Below are 20,827 nucleotides of genomic sequence, written 5' to 3' on the forward strand. Positions count from 1 at the left end.
ATACCACACGTCCATTAAGTTGCCTCTTCCAGAGACAATTAATGTCCAAACTCTATATATTATGTTAAAAAATTAGGCGTATTGAGATTTAGGTGGTTGTTATGGCATCATCACTATGGTATCTCTATGAATTCGCAAGGAGAAAATGGATTAAAAGATTTATTAATGCGAAATCAGATAAAAGTTCTTATATCCCTCCCGAGAGGTATAGAAAAGTCCCACCTATTGTAAAATACCCTGAGAGGTGTATTTCTTGTGAAGGATGTAAAGAGAGTTGCCCTGCATTTGCGGTAGAGATGATTTACAGTGAGGAATTTCAAAAAAACATTCCGTTAATAGATGAAGGTTCATGTATTGCCTGTGCCAACTGTGTAGAGATGTGTCCAACCGGAGTTTTGGAAATAGATAAACATAGGATAGAAACAGAAGGATTATTCTTTGATAAACCAAAATATAATAACCTATTAATTGACGATGAGGTGTGTGTCCACTGCGGAAACTGTGAAAGGGCTTGCCCAATAAACGTAATCGAGCGGAAGGAGGGAAGATATGTAATAAATATGTCTCAATGTATTTCTTGTAAGGAGTGTATCAATGCCTGTCCGATAGAAGATGCGATCATAGTTGTTGATGAGAAAACATTAAAGGAGAAAATAGAAAAAGCATTCGAAATTAAAACTAAAAAGATCATGGGAAAATTGGAAGTTAAAGAAAGCATCGATGAAGTTCCTCATATAGTTGACAGCATATGTTTAACTTGTGGATTGTGTAAGGATGTTTGCGTTGGAGAAATTGATCTAAATAAAAAAGTTATTGTTAACTGTGTAAAATGTGGGTTTTGTATAGATGTCTGTCCAACAACTGCCATAAGGACACATAAAGAGATCGTTCCAAAGAGAAAGGATATATGCTACATGGTTGACGAGGATATGTGTATTGGATGTAGAATCTGTCAGAAGGTTTGTGGTTCTGGTGCTATAAAGATCAGCAAAGAGACAAAACTTCCATACATTATTCCAGATCTCTGTGTTAGGGGAGGGGCCTGTGCAAGAGAGTGTCCTGTTGGGGCTATAAAGATTGTTAAACCAGAAGAAGCCGAAAAAGCTGTTAAAGTTAGAATAATTGAAGATAAAATTATCGAAACTATTGAGAAAGATCTAATCTCATTCACAAAGAAATACGGAAAAGTTAAGGAGGAAATAGAAAAACTGTCAATTAAAAAATTAAAAGAAGAGTTAAGAAAAAAGGTCTACGAAGAGAATAAAAGAATAATGAAAAAGAAGAGGGAGTTGCAATGATAAAAGAAATAATCTCTAAACATTTTAATTTAGAAGATAACATCAAACTACTCCCAAAATTTAACATAGTATTGAATAGAAGAGAAATTATTGTTAAAGAGGATAAGTGCATTGGTTGTGGAAAGTGTAGAGAAGTATGCCCAACTAACGCGATAACTTATAACAACAAACTTCACATAGTTATAAACAGAGAAAAATGTGTATTCTGCGGAAAGTGTAAAGAAGTGTGCCCAACTAACGCGATAGTTATAATTCGATTAAGATGCGAAATAAAAGAAGATGCGAAAATAATTGAAGTTGATAAGTATGAATTTATAGAGTATCTAAGTGAGAGATGTGCTTCTTGCTTAGTTTGTTTAAAGAATTGCCCCTTCCATGCCATCGAAGAATATGGAGATAAGATTAGGATTGATATAAACAAATGTGAACTCTGTGGAAAGTGTGAAGAGATCTGTCCTTTGAATGCAATAATATTACGGTAGAGGAATACACTTCTAAATTTTCAAGATAGAAGGTGGTGTGAGTTGATAGAGATTAAAAAGCCATTAAAGGAAATTATAAAAAATATAGATGGAGAGGAATATTATATAAACGAAATTGCAAAGAAAATAACTCCAATATCTTATAAGTTAATATATATAGATGAAACGAAATGTGTTAGATGTAATCTCTGCTACAAAGAATGTCCAGTAAATGCAATAGAAAAAGCAAAAGTCAAAAATCCTGCCAAAATAATAGAAGACAAATGTGTTAAATGTGAAATATGTGCTCAAACGTGTCCAGTTGGAGCGATCTATGTTATAGAAGGAGAGGCAGAGGTTAAAGATGAGGAAGTCCATTACTTGATAAAAGAAAAGCCAGTTCCACATCGAAAAATAAGATTAAAAAGTTATCAACTTGATGAGGAGAAGTGTATAAAATGTGGTATATGTGCAAGATTTTGTCCAACAAATGCGATAAAAGTGGTTAGGAGGAAGAGTATAGAAGTTAACTTAGATCTTTGCATGGGTTGTGGAGCATGTGAATCAGTATGTCCAAAAAAATGCATAAAAGTTGAAAATGAGATAGGAGATGTGATAAGGACGAGAGATATTGATGTCAATAAAAACTTATGTGTTGGTTGTTTCGTTTGTATAGAGGAATGTCCTGTTAATGCAATAGATCAAGATGGAGATAAAGTAAAAATAAACAAGGAAAAGTGTATACTCTGTGGAAGATGTGTTGATGTCTGCCCAACAAACGCGATAAAGATGTGGGATATACATTAGATCCATTTCTCAATTAAGTTTTTTAAATCTTCTCTAAACTCCTCATTTTTTAAGAGATCTTCTAAAATTTTCTTTCTGTCTTTCGAGTTTGGGATTATTTCTTTTAAAACATCTCTGAACTTTGCTATTCCATCTAAATCTGCTGATTTTAGGTAGTTTTCTACAATGATCCTAATATTTCTTGCTATCAAGGGGCTTTTGCCTCCTGTGTATATACTAAAAATCACACCATCAACTTCTGTGCAAGCAGGAATTATAAAATTGATTTCTTCTTCATTCGTAGATGAATTTACAAATTTATTCAGAGATAATGCAATTTTTACTATTTTTTTGTTTGTCTGAGGATCTATTGCGGTTATTACAAAATCATATTTTGTTATAATTTTTTTTAGTTCGTCATCACTTAACTTTTTAATATCTAATTTTATTAAATTTAAATTATCGCATCTATCTTTTAAAGATTTAATTTCCTCACTAAACTCCATAGAATATATATCAACAATTCCTCCGTTTTTCAATATTTTTTTAGCCCGTCTCGTTCCCACAGATCCACAGCCGAATATAACAACCTTCTTTCCCTTAAAAGATAACAAAACAGGAAGCAAAAGAACCCCTCCTATTTTAATTTTATAAGAATTTTATTAAATTTTATTGGGGCTATATTATTTTGTATTAGTTTATTTTTAATTATTTTTTACTTATTTCTAACACGACGTAGATCTACGGCACCCACTATATGAATGTGTCGAATTGTTCATCGACTCACCTCCATACGCTTAGATGTAATTAAAAATAGTTGTATATATTTATTATGTTTATTAATTCCAGTTAACAACATTAGAATAAGAATAGAATTAAGAAAATAGAAAATAAATTAAAATAAATTAAAAAGAGATAAGATTAAAAAGTTTAAAAAATATAAAAAAGAAATATAGAAGATAGAACAAGGTTTTTACTCAAATTTATCTAAATAGTAGTTTATAATATCTTCTCCATTTAGGTAAACTAAATTATGCTTTTCTGCATATTTTCTTGTTTCTGATTTGCTCATTGCTTCTCCATTATCTCCCATCATCTCACAGATGGTAGTTATTGGAGTTAATCCTGACATTTCTGCAAGAGCAACTGTCATTTCTGTATGTCCTTGCCTATTTTTAACTAAACCTTCACATGCTCTAAGAAGAATAACATGTCCCGGACTTCTAAATTCTTTTCCAAAATCGCTGAATCTCTGTTCTTCCACTAACTCTGTTAATTTTTTTATTGTGAAGGATCTATCTTTGTCAGTGATTCCTGTAAATGTTTTTCTATGATTTATTGTTATGGAGAATGATGATTTTTCATCATAGGGAATGTCATTTGGGTAGAGTTCCTTTAAAACTTTAAATTTCTGAGAGGCAAACTCTAAAATATCCACCATAAACGGAATTCCTAAATTTTCACATATTTTCGGATGTAAAGCTGTGCAGATCAACCCTCCAGCATCTTTTCTCATCGTTCTTATATGTTCTGGCGTTATAAATTGAGATGCAACTACCATATCCGTTTCTCCTTCTCTTTCATCAGAATCATACACCAGTATTATCTCTCCTCTTTTCAGTGCTTTAATTGCATTTTCAACGTTTTTATCACTCATATTATCTACCTTATTAAGTTTATGAATTCATGTATGAATTTTATTTATTTGGGGGAAAATTGTATTTTTACCACATCTCCATCTTTTAACCCAAATTCATCTCTTAGCTTTATTGGAGCCACTACTTCTATAATATCGCTACTATGATATGTTTTTTTCGGCAACACTACTGCACCCTTTATTCTCCTGCCTTCAATTATTATATAAACAGGAAAAACTTTTACTCCAAAGAACTTTTTTCCTTCAAATTCAAAATCCTCAGTTTCAATATATTTAAAATATTTAAATGCTTCTTTAAATTTTTCTTTTGAAATATTTCTCAACATTATATTTAACGTTCCTTCATAAGGCACAAAACCAAGGATCTTTTTAAATGTCTTTTTATAGGGAGGGAGGGAAAGGAAGTATCTTCCTTCCCCAAAGCCAGAAACCACTTCTCCTTCAATTAACACTATCTCACTCCTGCTTTTTTGGTTTATATTCTCCAAGCAACTTTAACGCTAAAATTCCAGCCCACGAGGCCTCTAAAACCACACTCAAAAGGATCGTCATAAATGTTCCTATTATGATCGTTCCTGCAATATCTATCGGAGAGATATATTTAGTTATATATTGGGGAATTTTGTCAGCATTTTTTAAAATCTCGATACCAACAGTTACAGCCAGAGCTGCTGGAACAACACCTCTCGGCCCTTCCAAAGCTAAATAAAGTTTTTCCTTAACTGACAGTTTTGAGCCCAATAGCCCTATAAAAACTCCGATGGGTCTTGCTAAAAATATCGACCCAAATGCCACTAACAATCCTACAAGGAAATAATTCTCTAACATACTAAGTTTTATACACGCCCCTAAAAATACGAAGATAAAAACACGGGCTAATAGTGAAAGATCATCACAGAATGATACAATATACTTGTAGTCAATATCATCAGCCCTAAACAATGAATCCCCTAAATACAAACCCATTATTGCAACAGCCATATATCCACTAAACCCATATCCGAGAGTTTTTGGTAGGAGATCATCTCCCAAGTAGAGGAGAAGCATAGCTCCCCCAAGAACCAAGGGAGCGACATACTCATGAAAATTGCAACTTAATATTATCTTCTTGTAGATCTTTGCCATTAAAAGCCCTACAACTATGGCCCCTCCTGCAAGTGTTATCAGATCTATGGCTGGATTTGATGAGGAGGATAATCCAAACAATCCTAACACTACGCTTGTGGAGACGATGCCAAGTGGATCGTTAAATATGCTCTCTGCCTCTAACGTTATCGCTATTTCTGGGTTTGTTTTAACTCTTGAAAATACTGGAATTAGGGTTGCAGGATCGGTTGCTGAGATTATCGCTCCAAACAAGTATCCAACAGGAGAGTTATACGGTAAATTCAATACTAAATTAAATACAAAACCCGAAACTAAGAGTGTTATTAAAAATGTTATGGTATCTAATCTAATAACTGTTTTTATAACCCTTCTAAGTAGAGAGATTCTCATCGTAAACGCTCCTCCTAATAAAATAAAGATCAAGCCAATTGGTCCTGCATATTCAAATATATCCATTGCAGATTCAGATGGGATTATGTGTAAAAAAGGCCCTATACTCAGCCCCAATAGTAATAACAATGGAATATCTGGTATTTTTAATTTTTCAGCTATTTTTGCTACTAACGATCCAAGAACGAGGGCCAATCCAAGATAACCAATAGCTAACATTAGTTCCATGGTATCACAGAAATACGTGTTTTTATCTTTTGTATTTTTGTTTTTACAAGTTTTAATAATATTTTAATTAATATATAGTTAGATGATAAATCAAGCCACGATGTAATTTGAGATATATAAAAAGTGCAATAAAACTTCAAACATATTGTTTGACATATTCAAGTTAATATACATATTTTAATATATAAATATTTATACATCCACAATAAAAATCTAAAAAGATTAGAAGTCAATGCCTATCCTGAGGAGTTCTAACCTCTTCTATAATCCTTTTACCTGCAACAACCTCATCTATACTGTGAATTGTTCCTCCCAACATTTCTACGATTTCCTGAATCTCATCAAAATCAAGATTACTTCCCTCAATAGTTACCTTCACATTTTCTGTTTCCTTGTCAATTTCATAGACCGTAATGTTTACTCCGTCAATATTTGGGAGAGATGTTAGTTTTAGAGCCATTTCTGTTATTTTTGGCTCGTGTGGTTTTAATATATCTAAAACGATCCTTCTGATTCCATTCAAGGTTATCCCTCTTAATGTTTTTCAACAAATATATCTTTAACCATTAAAGAGTTATTTAAGGTTAATTGTTAAGTATCATAAAATCTTTAATTTTTATAACTTTTGTAATTTTCATTTTTTATTCCTGGTTTTTATAATTTATAAATGGGGTATTAAGAATATTACAGAAGGAAAACAGTTAAAAAGTTAGATATTAAAACTACAAATGATAAGATATTAATATCCCTTTGGGGTAAAAATATTTTGTGTAATTCAAAAAGACCATAAAAATAGAACCAATATATTGAAATTAAATAAGAGTTTAGTGTAAATAATAAAAAGAAAGGAGGGAGAGAATGGAAATAAACGGTGTTTATATTGAAGATACATTTGCAGAGGCATTTCCAATATGGGTTTCAAGAGTTTTAATAACTGCTGCAACAAAAAAGTGGGCTAAAATTGCTGCAACAGAAGCGACAGGTTTCGGTTGTTCAGTTATAATGTGTCCAGCAGAGGCAGGAATTGAGAAATATGTCCCTCCATCAAAAACACCAGATGGAAGACCTGGTTTTATAATACAAATATGCCACCCTAAAAAAGCAGAGTTAGAGCATCAAATGTTAGAGAGATTGGGACAGTGTGTTTTAACATGCCCAACAACTGCTATTTTTGATGCAATGGGGGATAAAGCTGATGAGCAGTTAAAGGTTGGATTCAAGTTGAAATTTTTCGGAGACGGTTATGAGAAGAAGGATGAATTATATGGAAGAAAAGTTTATAAAATCCCAATCATGGGAGGAGAGTTTATAACTGAGGCAAAATTCGGAATTAAGAAAGGAGTTGCTGGAGGAAACTTCTTTATAATGGCAGATACCAATGCAACTGCTTTAATTGCTGCTGAGGCAGCTGTTAACGCCATTGCGAGTGTTGAAGGAGCAATAACCCCATTCCCGGGAGGAGTTGTTGCTTCAGGAAGTAAAGTTGGAGCAAGCAATCCAAAATACAAGTTCATGGTTGCTACAACAAATCATAAGATGTGTCCAACATTGAAAGGAGTTGTTGAAGATACAGAAATTCCTGAAGATGTTAATGGTGTTTATGAGATAGTTATTGATGGAGTTGATGAAGAGGCAGTTAAAGAGGCAATGAAACAAGGTATTTTAGCCGCTACAACAGTTAAAGGTGTTAAGAAGATCACAGCAGGAAACTATGGCGGTAAGTTGGGTAAATACCAGTTTAATTTAAGAGAGTTATTTGAATAAATTAATAAATTACTACCTTTTGATTTTTTGATTTTGATTATTCTTTAATATCATTTCAACATCCCTTCTTTTTTGCAAAGAAAAATATATAAAACACCTCCTACAAATAAAATTTAAATAGTTAATAATTTAAAATTATATTCGTTGATTTAAGTGAAAAGTTTCGAATAGAATAAAACTTAACAACAAAATCTTGTAAAGGTGGAGCTGAATTGAGATAAAACCATATAGGGGGTTTTTGGTTTGAAACCAAAATACGCATTAAGAAAAGATATGATTGGAGAATTTACGTTGAATAAATCCTTTAATACATATAAAGGAAAAGTTTTAAAGGCAGATTTCAATGGGCCGATAGAAGGAATAGTAATGAGGAATAAAAAAGACCATATATATTTTTACCCACTTTTAGCTCTGCATATGGTTAAGCCAGTTAACTGTATTCCAATAAATGTGATTCCCAAGACATCCCTTCCAACGAATCCAAAGAATGTTCATATAAAAGAGGCACTATCTCGAATAGTAGGAAGAACCTTAAAGGTGTATTATGAAACGCCAAAAACCTCATATTTGGGTAGGTTGTTGGGGTTTACGAGGGGAGTGTTCTCTTGGACTCTTGTTTTGGAAATTCATGGAGAAGTGGTATTGTTGTTTAATCCTGATTATATAGTTTATTATGGAACTAAATGGAAATTTTTAAAAAACAATCCTCCATATAAAGAGCCAAAACTTATGAACATAACTAAAACAGCCAATCATTTAAAAAGATGTTTGTTAGAAGATGTTATTATAGAGCCAGAATATCCAAGAATAAACATAGAGGACAAAGTTTACATCTATCCATATGGAGTGGTTTCAAAAGACGATTATTTGGGAAAAACTGTTGAAGAAATATTAAAAGAAAAAGAGTTCCTAATTTAAAGGTAATTAAAAAATAATCAACAAAACTTGTCCTAAACAACAGAAGTTTTTAAAAATTTTAAAATTTTCTTTTTTCGGTATAACTTCTTAATATAATAAAAAATAGGTCATAATATCCCGTTTTTTTCTATAAAAGCTCAGAAAATTTTAATCTATTTTAACACCGAAGAGTTTATATATGAGTAATCATTATTTACACTAAAAAATCTTAAAACTATTATATATAATCGTTCATAAGTCGAAAAAAACATGAGTTTTCGGAGGTGCGTCGAATGAATAAAGAGATAAGCCCGATTCATTCCTATTTTAAATTACCAAACACTATCTCACTTGTAGCAGGAAGTAGCGAAGGAAAAACACCACTAAATGCTTTTGATGGGGCTTTGTTAGATGCAGGGATTGGTAATGTAAACTTAATTAGAATAAGCAGTATAATGCCCCCGAAAGCAGAGATCGTTCCTCTACCAAAACTACCAATGGGTGCATTAGTTCCCACAGCATATGGTTATATTATAAGCGAAACCCCGGGAGAAACAATATCTGCTGCAATAAGCATTGCAATACCAAAAGATGAAGACCTTTGTGGTTTAATTATGGAATTTGAAGGGGTCTGTGGTAAAAAAGAGGCAGAAGAGAAGGTTAGAGAGATGGCAAAGATCGGATTTGAAATGAGAGGTTGGGAATTGAAAGAAATAAAATCAATTGCTGTTGAACATACAGTTGAAAAATTGGGATGTGCATTTGCCGCAGCAGCACTGTGGTATAAATAACTTTCGAAAAACATTAACAGTTAAATATGAAATAGGTATAATTTATGAGAGTAAAAATAATTTAAAGATAGTTTCCGAATTCCTAAAAAAGAAAATTTTATTTTTTATTTATCGATTTTGGAGGTGAAAGAATGTTGAAATACTTAGGAAAACACTTAATATTGGAGTTATGGGGTTGCGATCCAAAAGCGTTGGATGACGAGAAAGGCATCGAAAAAATGCTTGTTGACTGCGTTGAGGCCTGTGGAGCTACTTTAATCTGTGTAAGAACTCACAAATTCTCTCCTCAAGGAGCAACAGGTGTTGCTGTCTTAGCGGAGAGCCATATAGCAATACATACATATCCTGAATATGGTTATGCTGCTTTGGATGTGTTTACCTGCGGAGAGCATACAGATCCATACAAAGCATTAGAAGTTATAAGGGACTTTTTAAAGCCAAAATCAATACAAATAATTGATTTAAAGAGAGGGCTTATGGAAAATGGAACTTTCGAACTTAAATAATTAAATATCCCTTATCCATTATTTATAAATATTTGTGTTTACCCTAAATCCAATTATAATCCCTCAATTACAACATATCAGTTTTAAGGCACAAAACTTCAATGAACAAATCTTAATAAAATTAGTTTAATTATTAATTTTTGAGTATTAATTATTAATATTTATTTAATTGCCACATAACTTAACTATATATTGGTTATTGGTTAGTCCATTAATATAATTTAATTTTAAACCATTTTTTAACATAAATTCTAAGGTGGTGGAAGTGAACCAAAACAACGATTTTAAATGCCAAATATGGTTTACCGAATATCATAATAATAATGTAGCACTTTCAGTAAGAATTAAAGATATACTGTATAGGGAAAAATCCGAATTTCAAGAAATAGAGATAGTTGACTCGTATGATTTTGGAAAAGTGCTTATATTGGATAATACGTTCCAAACAACAGAGAGAGATGAATTTATTTATCATGAATTAATATCACACATCCCTCTTTTTACTCATCCCAATCCAAAAAGAGTTCTTGTTATTGGAGGAGGAGACGGAGGAACTGTTAGAGAAGTAGTTAAACACGATTCGGTTGAGGTTGTTGATTTTGTAGAGTTAGATAAAAAGGTTATTGAGGCGTGTAAAAAATACATGCCAAAATTAAGTTGTGAAATAGAAAATGAGAAGGTTAATGTTTTAATAACTGATGGAATTAAGTATGTTGCTGAAACAGAGAATAAATATGATGTTATAATTGTTGATTGCCCAGATCCTGTGGGACCGGCAAAGGGCTTATTTGAAAAAGAGTTTTATAAAAATATATATAAATGTTTGGATGACGATGGAATTATGGTTCAACAGTCCGAAAGTCCTCTTTATAACTTAGATTTAATACAAAATATCTGCAAATATTTAAAAGAAGCAGGTTTTGAGATAATTAAGCCATATACTTACCCTATGCCAACGTATCCAAGTGGATTTTGGAGTTTTACCTTAGCATCTAAAAAACACGACCCATTAGAAACTGATGAGAAAAAAATAAAAGAAAAATTAAAAGATATAAAAACTAAATACTATGATGAAGAAGTTCACAAAGGGATATTTTTGGCAACTCCAAAGTTTTTAAAAGATGCAGTTAAAAAAGCCCTTGAATAAGGAGAATACTTTAATTATTCTTCAATTTTCGTCTCTATTTTTTGTTTTTATTTTTGCATCGTTTTTCGTTAATAATGCTTTTAAATATTGAAAATTCATACATAAAATTTATTGCTCCATATATGCCACTCTATAAAATTGTCCAAAAAATGTCTGAAAATTAATAAATAGTTGTAAAAATATAATATATTTCAGACATGTAAATCTAAACTAATTAATGTTTTATATATGAACGTTATTTCATCTTGGGAGAGTTATTTTTTTATAAAAATTTCTCCCCCCCCCCCCCCCCCCCCAAAAAATCGGAAAATAAGGTAGAAATCCAAATTTTCAAATTAAATTATATCTTAGTATATATCTCTAAAGAAGTATACATTATTAAAGTTAAATAACAAATTTTTTTACCTCAAAACGATCAAAACCACCAAAAAAGGTGGGATCATATGGAGGAGGTGTATATGGAACAGGCAAGACACCTACTAAAAAATACAGGAGTTGAAAATATGGTAAATAGAACAGCAGAGAGAATGATTCCTTTAATGAATTCACTAATTACAGGATATAGCATTGCACTGGCAAAAACCTTAGGAAGCGGAGCAGGAGCCATGACTCAGATCTTACTATCAGAAGTTGGAGAAGTTTTAAGTGCAATGGTTGATGAAATCTTAGGTAATGATCAAGTTAATTATGAAATGGAGAATGTAGAAGAATTATTAAAAAATGCATTCTTAGAATTAGGAATTGCCAAAGATATTAAAATCGAAAAAGAGAAAAAGGACAATATGGTTATATATAAACTCTACATCAAAGGATCAGTATTTGCCCCAGTTCACAAGATCTTAATCGATAGGGGTTTGAAAGAGTTTCCATTAAGTCCGGAAGGGCTGTTATCTGCTTCAATAGTTAGAAGGGTCTTAAGAGAAAGAGAAGGAGGAAATGTAAAAGCAAGAATTAATGTTAACACTAAACTTCCGATTGAGGATGGAGAGACATTAATAGTTGAAATAAAAGAAGTGGAAAAATTATAAGTAATTAATTTAAATAGATAAGCATATATAGTAATATGCGGATATAATTAGAAATTATAATAAAAATTTTCAAATACATTAAAAAACATATTAAACTCTAAAAGGTGAAAATTTATGATTGATAGGGTTTTGTTGGAGTTGAATAAGACGGAGGGTATTAAGGGTTCTATGGTTGTTGGTAAGGATGGGTTGGTTATTGCATCCCAGTTGCCTGGTAGTGTTGATGCTGAGTTGGTTGGGGCTATGGCTTCTGCTGCTTTTGGGGCTGCTGAGAGGACAGCGGCAGAGATTGGAATGGGTAATTTAGAACAAACAATGATTGAAGGAGAACATGGTAAAACATTAATGGTTGATGCAGGAGAAGGAATCTTAGTCGTATTAACCGATGCAAAAGTAAACTTAGGACTAATAAGAATAACCATGAAAAGAGCAGCAGAAAAAGTAAAAGCAATGTTCTAATGTAAATGCTATAATTTATAGGTCATTATTTTTTATTTTTCATTGTTTTTCTCATTTGTGAGGATAGGATTTTTTGAGTAATATTCAACAGTTTTTAAAGCAGAACTAACAATCATCTCTCTTATATTTGGAATTTCTTTCTCCACTTCTTCTAAAATTTCATGGCATCTTTTTCTTACACTATCTCCTCTATCTCTACTGTATGGACATTCATCTTTATCTTTATAGTAAGAGAGATTACACTCTTCAAGAGATTTTACAATATCTTGCTCTAAAACTGGAAGCATTGGCCTTATAATGGTGCATTCCTCAAGAGGGATTTTGAATGTTCCATAATCAACTTCACTATGATTGAATTTTGTTATTGGCTTCATAAATTTTAATCTCTCTCCTTTAAACATATTTGCCAATATGGTATCTGAATTATCGTCTAAATTATGCCCATACGCTATTTTTACTTTCTCATAGGGAAGGTTATCTCTTTTAGAAATTTCTTTGCATAACTTACTTAATAAATGCCTTTTAATAACAGAACATGAAAAACACGGAGAAAACTCCATACCTCTTGAGTTTTTACTAAGAATTTCAGACAACTCTACGACATCAAGTTCACTTTTTAAAGTGATATGCGGGATTGAAAGCATTTCACAGTGATGTTTTATCAACTTAACTCCCTCACTATCCTCTTTCCAAGGCCTAATGCCTCCTATGTTGACATCTACGGTAGCTGCTATTAGTTTTATTCCATACTTTCTTCTATATGGTTCTAATAGGTGTAAAAGTAATAAACTATCTTTACCTCCACTTAATCCAACAATTATAACGTCTCTTGGAGAGATTATTTTATTTTTTGTAATGAATCTTCCGACTTTTGTTGATACATATTCATATGTTTTTGAATACACTACTGAAATACCCAATTCCTCCTCGATCTTATTCATCTTATATCTCGAAAGACGGGCCATTCTTTTATTGTTTATAATAATTTTATCTCTTCTTATTGTTATAAAAAAAGGATTTACGTGTTTTTTTAGTTTTTTTAAATTTATAACGTGATCCATACTACCCCTCAAATATAGGATTTAAGTTAACATTTTTTTCCACAATTTCAGCAAAGTAATTTAAATTTCTTTCTATACTGTCTTTATATGAGTCGTGATTTATCTCCTCTAATCCTTTTTTCTTTCTAATGATGTTTATTATATAATTTCTAAACATGTAATTTTCAAATATCCCATGAAAATATGTTCCTATAACAATTCCATCTCCAAATCTTTTAATTGCACCATCAAATCCATCTCCTCGATTTCCAAATCCTCTTTCAACTTTTATAAGGGGCTTTTCTCTGGAATGGGTAATTCCTTCATGTATTTCATATCCAAAAACATTAAAATTCTTTCCTTCTATTGATAAAACCCCTCGAGAATTTTTTATTACCTTTTCATTACCAAGATATGTTTTTGCATTAAATATACTTAACCCATCTACATCTCCAATTTCTGATTCTTTTCTTTCGCGATCTATCAACTTCTCTCCTAAAACTTGATAACCCCCACAGATTCCAATAACAACCCCTCCCTCTTTTAAAAAATCTAAAATTTTCTCTTCAAAATTATATTTCCTTAAATACATTGCCTCCTTTGTAGAACTTCTTGTTCCGGGAAGGACTAATATATCTCCAGTTATATCGTCTTTAAAGTCCAAAAATTTTATATGTGCATCGTATCTCAGGGGATCTAAGTCAGTGAAATTAGATATTTTACTAAATTTAACTACATCAATTTCGACTCCACTTTTTATATTTCCAAATTCCCTCATTTTTTGAATTGACTGGCTATCCTCCTCTGGCAGAACAAGGTTTTCATCATATGGAACTATACCTAACACAGGAATTCCAGTTAACTCTTCTATTTTTTCAATTCCCTCTTTTAGGACATCTACATTACCTCTAAATTTATTTATCACAATTCCTTTAATTAATTTCCTCCACTTTTCAGGAAGGAGTTTTATAGTTCCATATATTGAGGCAAAAACACCACCTCTATCAATATCTGCAACTAAAATCGCCTTAGCATTTACCATTTCTGCTATTCTTAAATTTGCAATATCATCCTTTAATAAGTTTATTTCACAACAACTCCCAGCCCCTTCCATAACCACATAATCATACTCCCTATTTAAAATTTCTAAACTTTCTTTAATTTTTTTTAGAAAAAAGTCCTTATTCTTTCTATATTCGTTATAATTCATATCTTTATATGGTTTTCCATGAACTATAACTTGTGATGTAAAATTCCCCTTTGGTTTTAATAAAATTGGATTAAAATGCACTGACGGCTCAACTCTACAAGCTAAGCTTTGGGTGTATTGGGCTATTGCAATTTCCCCATCTTCCTTCGCAACCCTTGAATTTAAACTCATATTTTGGGACTTAAAAGGAGCTACTTTATATCCCTTATTTGCCAAAATTCTACATAATCCAGCAGTTATCGTTGTTTTTCCGCTATTAGATGATGTTCCCACAACCATTATAAACTCTGCCATTGTTTCACCAAAGATGATAAATTAAAAATGTTATAAGATTAAGATAGATATATCAAATTAACTAACATAATAATCAATATTATTTAAACTTTAAAAATTTTAAATTTGGTGGGAGGATATGAAAATAAAATTCCTTATAACAGTATTAGTTATCGCTACTATCTTCAGCTCTTACGCATATGAAAAAACTTACGATATATCCCATGTTTTTTATTATACGCTAACCTCGGTTAAATTTGAAGAATTTGTAAAAAATGCTGAGATAATTTCTCCTCTAAATGCAAATAACAAAACAATAACAAAAGATACCATACTGGTAGGAACACCAAACGATAATCCTCTCATAAAAAAGTATATAGGATTTTTTGAGGTAAAGGTAAATGAAACATATCCTGGGAAAGATAAGGGAGTTATAGAAAAACAGATCATAAATGGACATACGGTGGTTATTTTAACGGGCTCAGATATTCAAGGAGTTTATTCATCAATTTTAACATTTGCAAACTTGAATGATTTGCCGGATAAACCGATAATATGTGAAACATTCAATAAAGCAGAGATATATGGGATTCCTTCGCTTGATAGTAAGTATTTTAGAAATTTTGTTGAAGATCATTTATTGACATTAAAAAATATTGAGGAGGTTAAAAATATATCATATCACCTGAGGGGAGATAATAAAAAAGAAACTGCCGAGAATATTGCAAAATGGGTAGCGGAGCATGTAAAGTATGATTATGGAAAAGCTAAAAAAATAGAAAATGGAAAATTTGAATGGAAAGATATATATAATCCTCCTTTAAAGACAGTGAAAACAGGAAGGGGAATATGTTTAGATTATGCAACATTAACCTCCGCTTTGTTGTTGAATGATAATATAACCCCCTATATTTTAGATGTTTATTTATATAATGAATCATCTATGCGTTTATCTAAAATAAGTCACGCATCTGTTGCAGTAGAGATTAACAATACTTTCTTTGTTATAGATCAGCAACCAAAATTAATTCCAATAAATGAATATACCACTCAAACGTTTGAAGGAAATTTAAAAATTGCAAGTATTGTAATGTTTAAGGTCGTGAAAGAAAGAGATAAGATAAAAATAATAAAATATCGTGAAATTCCGGGAGTTGCTATATATGGGGATTTGGTAGAGTTGTTAAATATGAGATTTAATAATTAACCAAACATTACCAACTTTAATAAATCAAATATTATGGGTTGAGGATAAAGCATATAGATAATGTATGAGATGCAGATAAATACCAAAAATGGAAGTTGTGGAGTTGCCCAAACTTCTCCTTTATAAGTTTTTTCCTCTTCTTCATTTATTTTTGGTAGTAGGGAGAGGTTTTCATCGTCTCCCATAATTGTTTCAAATTTTTTAACATCTTTTATGTCTTTTTTTATGGCAATAAGCAATAAAGGAAAATGTTTCAATTTTAATTTTTTATAATTCCCCTTTTTTATATTTGTTAGTAAAATAACTACACAGTAGGGAATAACAAATATTATTGCATTTAAAAATATAACAAAAGTAAAGATCAGGCCTTTTAAATAACTAACTCCCATTAAAAATTTACAATCCCCTCCTCCCATAAGATTTGCATAATATAAAAAAATTCCAATTATATAGAATATTAAAAATGATAGTGCAAAATAAGATTTAAATAAAAAAGCAGATATTATAAATAAAAAAATTCCACAATATCCAATTTTGCTAAATCTTTCAAATTTAACAGAAATAGTTATTAAAAAAATTGCAAGAACTTCAATAAAAAACACTAACAAATTGCTTAAACCATATAAAACGTGTATAAAAGCCCCTATCCACAACATAGACAGCCATAAGAAATCATTCACCTCCCTCTTTTTCCAATCTTCAAATGCCCCATATATTGAGCAAATTAGCCCATAGATGTATCCTAAATCCATTATTTCACCAAAAGTTGTTTTAATTTAATTTATATTCCAACTCTGATATTCAAAAAGATTATTTGAAGAGGAGTAAAACATTCTTGGGTTTGTTATAAGAATATCTGCCAAAACAAGCCCTTTTGAGGATATACCTTTTTGTGGAGCGTAGATGGTTATGTTATGGCAGAAATTTCCATCATGTAATGAAACATAAAGTGTTGGAGGATTTCCATATATAACGTTAAAATAATTGTTTTTGCATGAATTGTTTAAAATGATATAAGATGTGTCTGTAAAATTGTTTATAGTTTCATTAAGTTTATGGATAAAAAGCACATCTGAATAATTATTTAGTAAAATAATGTATATTGGTGGCTTTGTATCGTTAAATATGAAATTTTCACTTTTATTTATGGTTGTGCTGTAATTTTTATACTGACTTTTGACATACATCATTCCAGAAAAACTTCCGTTTATGGATATACTTACATATGTGTTGTTTGTATAACTATCAAAATATCCACTTGCATTTACACACGAAATATTTTCCATTAGAGAGTTGTTAAAGGCATATTTTGCCATTATAAAAATGACGAAGTTTCCTTCTTTTGATACATTCAGAATACAATAATATAGATGGACATATGAAATATTAGAACTGTTATATATGGTTTTATTAACAACCAAATTTCCAAAATTATCATAAACAAACACATTGGTATAGTTTCCAGTTATATTGCAAATTCCAGTAATCGAGTTATTGTTTGGGATATATATGGGGATGTTATCTTTAAATTGATAATTTGAAATGTTTAAGCTTCCGTTAAATGCTCCTCCAAATCCATAATTTGAGGCATTATAAAAAAAAGTTCCATTATTCAATAAGAAGTTGAATGTTAAGTTTTTTGCCTCATATGCGATCGTTGAAGATAGTATCTTTCGATAGTTGATCTCAACCCCCTCATCCTTATAATTATTTTTTAGAATATATAAATTTTTACTTAGATTTGAGTTTGAATTTAGAGAACTTATCAAACACATCTTTATGGAATTTTTGACATCTTTCATTTTGAATGCCATTAGATAGGAATTATCAGATATGTTAGAACTAAATCCAAGTAAGAAAAACAGTATTAATCCTATAGATAAGATAACCGCTCCAATTATAAAAAATTGACTTTTTTTGTTCATCTCCACCATAGTATCAACCTTAATTTATAGAAATTTACCGAAGAGTTATTTTCAAATATAAAATTTCGTTCAACAACAACGCCCTCTTCTTCATTGGAATATATTAACTCTCCATTTTTATAGATCTCAAAACCATAACCAACATTACTCGGTAGTTTGATTTTCCTATAAAGGGAGGAGACGTTTTCAAAATCACTCTCCTCAATATGTGCTGAATATAATGCGTTATATCCAATAAACTCCAAGGAAGAGTTGTAATTAAAATTTTGAGACATTATCAAATAAGAAAAAACCAAGATAATCATAATACAGGCAACAGTTGCTTCTAAAATTCTAACAAAGCCAGATCTATTTTTAGGAATCATCGTCCCACATCTAATACTCCATAGTATTTAATAGAGATGTTTTTATTTTTATCAACCACACAAAATGGAATTTCAAAGATCTTATTACAAAAAATATGAGGGAATGTCTTATAATGTATTGTATAGTTTTTTGGATAGAGTATCTCTATGTTATTAAATTCTTCCTCTTTATATTTTGCAGATATGTTGTAATGCCCAATTATTTTTAAAAGTTCTTGATTTTTTGTGATTATAAACTCGTCTTTTGTTGGAGAATATGCAATAATATATGAACCATTCAAATTCTCAAGTGTTTTTATTAAATTCCTGCTTTCAGATGAGTTTTTAACTATAAAACCATCAATTACATAATCTATCTTATTAACTTTAAAATTGAAGATTAGATCTCCCTTTGAAATTGAGAAATTATATTTTAGATCGTCATAATACATTAAAAATTCTTTTCTTGTATCTTCAACATCATAAACACTGTGTAAATTAACGGCCTCAGTTATAATATAGGCAGATACTATCAAGAACATAGCAGTGGCAAGTAAGTAATCCAGTTCCATTTTATCCCCCGATGTAGAGTTTAAAGAGCATATATCCAACAATTAACATCAGTAGTATATGTTTTATCCCTGCGATTACTGACCTTTCAGTGAGTATTCCCAAGGAAGCTCCAGAGAAAAGTGCATAGATAAGCACTCCTTGGAATAAATAACTCTTGTAAAACTCAATGCCTAAACCCCCATGAACGTTCTTTAAAAGTGTAGGGAGGAGAGAGTGAATCATTATATATGAGGTTCCAAGATAGAGAAAAAAGGAGAGGTAGATAACAACTACGTATATAAATTGCCGTGCACTTATCTCCCTCTTCATTTCACTTAACTTATATGCATGAACAGTTACTGATGTTAATATATCTTTTATATCTCCACCAGAGACGGCACATTCTTTTAGTATTGAAGCAATTCTTTTTGCGATTAGAGATTTCTCTGTTCTCTCCAGGTCTTCAAATACTTCATTTACTGGCCTCCCCCACGACATCTGAATTGCCATCTTTTTAACGATCTTTGTTAAAGGTCCATAGTTGGTTTTTGCACAAACCTGCATTGCTCTAATTATATCCATCCCACTTCTCACAGCCATTGTTAAATCGTTTAAAAAGATTGGATAATATTTTTCTTTCTGATTTTCAATAATAAAATGCCAATAGCTTGTTAAAATAAAAGGCAAGATCAAGAATAAAATTCCAAACATTAGAAAATCGGTTCCATGAAACATAAATAGGGACTTTCTAAGGAAGAACAATATAAAAAATACAATAGAGAGCATCCAAAGAAACAATGTAATAAAATGAACTGGCTTCCATTTAAATTTCATCTTTATGCCTTCTATTTCTGGCTCGTCAAATTCTTTCAAAATATCTAATAGGGAGACGTTTAATTTAAAATCTTTTGGTAGGATTCCATATACCAATCCCATAAATATTATTGATGCTATTGGAACCCATAGATAAAAAGTTAAAGGGAGGAGATTTGGATTTCCAAACATGGATGCACTTTGTAGGATTGCACTGATCGATGAAGCTACTGGAACAGTCATTACAACGAAGAGAGGGATCATACCACAAGCAATTACATAAAATTCAGACAGTATCTCAACTTTTTCAATTGCTTCCAACAACTCCAACTTCCTATCTTCCATCAATCTATCATATATCTCGTGAAAGATATTTTTCATCTCTGCTCCAACGATTAACGAGGCGACAATGTTATAATAAACAGATGATAACTTTTTACTTGGTGTTATTCTTGCTCTTCTTAAAAATGTTGTTATAATATCATAATTAAACACTTTTGTGTCTTTAACGATTTCTTTTGCCTCTTCACTCATCCCTCCATAAATATCTTCCTTTGACAGGGATGTGAAGATCTCCACCACAGGAATGTTTGCTGATGAGAGTGCAGAGATAAATGCAAATGCATAGGGTAAGTTTTCATCGATACTTTTTGCTTTTTCTTCGGCTAAGACATAGGGATATAAAACTCCCACGAGAATAACAATAAAAACTCCCCCAATTAAGGCAAAGATCGCGTAAAGTATATTAAATATTATTAAAAATATAATAAATAATATAAATCCCACTATTATGGCAGTTAAAAATACAACTGGTAAGTACGTGGAGGAAACTGCCTTTACTCCTGCTTTTAATAAGATTTCATCAAATTTCTCATCCTCTATTTTAAAGAGCTTCATAGCCAATTTATAATACTTTAACTTTAAATTGGCAAAAAAATTCAATT

At 31.1% G+C, this 20,827-nt stretch carries 23 protein-coding genes; 11 read left to right on the plus strand and 12 right to left on the minus strand.

Annotated features, from left to right (window positions below; translation table 11 throughout):
- Window positions 1–101: 101 nt before the first annotated feature.
- From METVU_RS02410 to METVU_RS02420, 3 genes are read left to right on the plus strand one after another with little or no spacing between them, the layout of a single operon-like run.
- A complete protein-coding gene (locus METVU_RS02410) occupies window positions 102–1,298 on the plus strand; it encodes a 4Fe-4S binding protein (protein WP_015732569.1) in 1,197 nt (398 codons plus the stop codon).
- Window positions 1,295–1,780 (plus strand): 4Fe-4S binding protein, encoded by a 486-nt coding sequence (locus tag METVU_RS02415; RefSeq protein ID WP_015732570.1) that lies wholly within the window; start codon window positions 1,295–1,297, stop codon window positions 1,778–1,780. The genes METVU_RS02410 and METVU_RS02415 overlap by 4 nt, the downstream gene beginning before the upstream one ends.
- A gap of 42 nt (window positions 1,781–1,822) precedes the next feature.
- Window positions 1,823–2,566, plus strand: a complete 744-nt coding sequence (locus METVU_RS02420) for a 4Fe-4S binding protein (RefSeq protein WP_015732571.1) — start codon at window positions 1,823–1,825, stop codon at window positions 2,564–2,566.
- Here the strand turns inward: METVU_RS02420 and METVU_RS02425 are convergent.
- The 5 genes from METVU_RS02425 to METVU_RS02445 form a co-directional block, all read right to left on the minus strand.
- Window positions 2,563–3,171 carry a precorrin-2 dehydrogenase/sirohydrochlorin ferrochelatase family protein gene (locus METVU_RS02425; RefSeq protein WP_015732572.1) on the minus strand — a complete coding sequence of 203 codons (609 nt, stop codon included), beginning with the start codon at window positions 3,169–3,171 and terminating at the stop codon, window positions 2,563–2,565. The two genes, METVU_RS02420 and METVU_RS02425, sit on opposite strands and share 4 nt — an antisense overlap.
- Before the next feature lie 347 nt (window positions 3,172–3,518).
- The gene (gene ribB / locus METVU_RS02430) at window positions 3,519–4,202 is read right to left on the minus strand and encodes a 3,4-dihydroxy-2-butanone-4-phosphate synthase (protein WP_015732573.1); all 684 of its coding nucleotides are present in this window, start codon (window positions 4,200–4,202) and stop codon (window positions 3,519–3,521) included.
- A 44-nt stretch (window positions 4,203–4,246) separates the two neighbouring features.
- Window positions 4,247–4,654, minus strand: coding sequence for a CTP-dependent riboflavin kinase (ribK, locus tag METVU_RS02435; protein ID WP_015732574.1), 408 nt, complete (start codon window positions 4,652–4,654; stop codon window positions 4,247–4,249).
- A 4-nt stretch (window positions 4,655–4,658) separates the two neighbouring features.
- A complete protein-coding gene (locus METVU_RS02440; RefSeq protein WP_048196726.1) occupies window positions 4,659–5,927 on the minus strand; it encodes a cation:proton antiporter in 1,269 nt (422 codons plus the stop codon).
- Between the two features lie 229 nt (window positions 5,928–6,156).
- Entirely contained in the window at window positions 6,157–6,450 is a 294-nt protein-coding gene (locus tag METVU_RS02445) for a DUF211 domain-containing protein (RefSeq protein ID WP_015732576.1), read from the minus strand.
- 335 nt (window positions 6,451–6,785) lie between these two features.
- On the opposite strand from METVU_RS02445, the gene fhcD reads away from it, so the two are divergent.
- The 7 genes from fhcD to METVU_RS02480 all read left to right on the plus strand — a co-directional run bounded on the left by fhcD (window position 6,786) and on the right by METVU_RS02480 (window position 12,519).
- Window positions 6,786–7,691, plus strand: coding sequence for a formylmethanofuran--tetrahydromethanopterin N-formyltransferase (fhcD, locus tag METVU_RS02450; RefSeq protein ID WP_015732577.1), 906 nt, complete (start codon window positions 6,786–6,788; stop codon window positions 7,689–7,691).
- A gap of 243 nt (window positions 7,692–7,934) precedes the next feature.
- On the plus strand, window positions 7,935–8,609 hold the full coding sequence (locus METVU_RS02455) for a hypothetical protein (RefSeq protein WP_015732578.1): 675 nt from the start codon (window positions 7,935–7,937) through the stop codon (window positions 8,607–8,609).
- 272 nt (window positions 8,610–8,881) lie between these two features.
- Complete coding sequence (locus METVU_RS02460; RefSeq protein ID WP_015732579.1) at window positions 8,882–9,379, plus strand: pyruvoyl-dependent arginine decarboxylase; 498 nt, start codon at window positions 8,882–8,884, stop codon at window positions 9,377–9,379.
- A 134-nt stretch (window positions 9,380–9,513) separates the two neighbouring features.
- Complete coding sequence (gene speD / locus METVU_RS02465; RefSeq protein WP_211204361.1) at window positions 9,514–9,885, plus strand: adenosylmethionine decarboxylase; 372 nt, start codon at window positions 9,514–9,516, stop codon at window positions 9,883–9,885.
- A gap of 265 nt (window positions 9,886–10,150) precedes the next feature.
- Window positions 10,151–11,032 carry a spermidine synthase gene (gene speE / locus METVU_RS02470; RefSeq protein WP_015732581.1) on the plus strand — a complete coding sequence of 294 codons (882 nt, stop codon included), beginning with the start codon at window positions 10,151–10,153 and terminating at the stop codon, window positions 11,030–11,032.
- Window positions 11,033–11,475: 443 nt separating this feature from the next.
- Window positions 11,476–12,060: a hypothetical protein gene (locus METVU_RS02475; protein WP_048196729.1), complete on the plus strand. Its 585-nt coding sequence runs from the start codon at window positions 11,476–11,478 to the stop codon at window positions 12,058–12,060.
- Between the two features lie 114 nt (window positions 12,061–12,174).
- Window positions 12,175–12,519, plus strand: coding sequence for a roadblock/LC7 domain-containing protein (locus tag METVU_RS02480; protein WP_015732583.1), 345 nt, complete (start codon window positions 12,175–12,177; stop codon window positions 12,517–12,519).
- Window positions 12,520–12,551: 32 nt separating this feature from the next.
- Here METVU_RS02480 and METVU_RS02485 read toward each other — a convergent pair whose 3' ends face one another.
- A complete protein-coding gene (locus METVU_RS02485) occupies window positions 12,552–13,580 on the minus strand; it encodes an ATP-binding protein (protein ID WP_015732584.1) in 1,029 nt (342 codons plus the stop codon).
- A 1-nt stretch (window position 13,581) separates the two neighbouring features.
- Window positions 13,582–15,063 (minus strand): cobyric acid synthase CobQ, encoded by a 1,482-nt coding sequence (gene cobQ, locus METVU_RS02490; RefSeq protein ID WP_048196731.1) that lies wholly within the window; start codon window positions 15,061–15,063, stop codon window positions 13,582–13,584.
- Window positions 15,064–15,181: 118 nt separating this feature from the next.
- On the opposite strand from cobQ, the gene METVU_RS02495 reads away from it, so the two are divergent.
- Window positions 15,182–16,249 (plus strand): transglutaminase-like domain-containing protein, encoded by a 1,068-nt coding sequence (locus METVU_RS02495; protein WP_015732586.1) that lies wholly within the window; start codon window positions 15,182–15,184, stop codon window positions 16,247–16,249.
- Here the strand turns inward: METVU_RS02495 and METVU_RS02500 are convergent.
- Genes METVU_RS02500 through METVU_RS02520 form a run of 5 tightly spaced genes read right to left on the minus strand, consistent with a single transcriptional unit; the run spans window position 16,246 to window position 20,825 of the window.
- The gene (locus METVU_RS02500; protein WP_015732587.1) at window positions 16,246–17,001 is read right to left on the minus strand and encodes an A24 family peptidase; all 756 of its coding nucleotides are present in this window, start codon (window positions 16,999–17,001) and stop codon (window positions 16,246–16,248) included. The two genes, METVU_RS02495 and METVU_RS02500, sit on opposite strands and share 4 nt — an antisense overlap.
- Before the next feature lie 24 nt (window positions 17,002–17,025).
- A complete protein-coding gene (locus METVU_RS02505) occupies window positions 17,026–18,183 on the minus strand; it encodes a hypothetical protein (protein ID WP_015732588.1) in 1,158 nt (385 codons plus the stop codon).
- On the minus strand, window positions 18,171–18,539 hold the full coding sequence (locus tag METVU_RS02510) for a hypothetical protein (RefSeq protein ID WP_015732589.1): 369 nt from the start codon (window positions 18,537–18,539) through the stop codon (window positions 18,171–18,173). Before METVU_RS02510 ends, METVU_RS02505 begins: the two co-directional genes overlap by 13 nt.
- On the minus strand, window positions 18,536–19,090 hold the full coding sequence (locus tag METVU_RS02515) for a hypothetical protein (RefSeq protein ID WP_015732590.1): 555 nt from the start codon (window positions 19,088–19,090) through the stop codon (window positions 18,536–18,538). Before METVU_RS02515 ends, METVU_RS02510 begins: the two co-directional genes overlap by 4 nt.
- A 1-nt stretch (window position 19,091) precedes the next feature.
- Window positions 19,092–20,825 carry a type II secretion system F family protein gene (locus METVU_RS02520; protein WP_048196733.1) on the minus strand — a complete coding sequence of 578 codons (1,734 nt, stop codon included), beginning with the start codon at window positions 20,823–20,825 and terminating at the stop codon, window positions 19,092–19,094.
- Window positions 20,826–20,827: the final 2 nt, after the last annotated feature.

It is taken from the genome of Methanocaldococcus vulcanius M7, assembly GCF_000024625.1.
In the GTDB taxonomy this organism is placed as follows: Archaea; AGJL01; Methanococci; order Methanococcales; family Methanocaldococcaceae; genus Methanocaldococcus; species Methanocaldococcus vulcanius.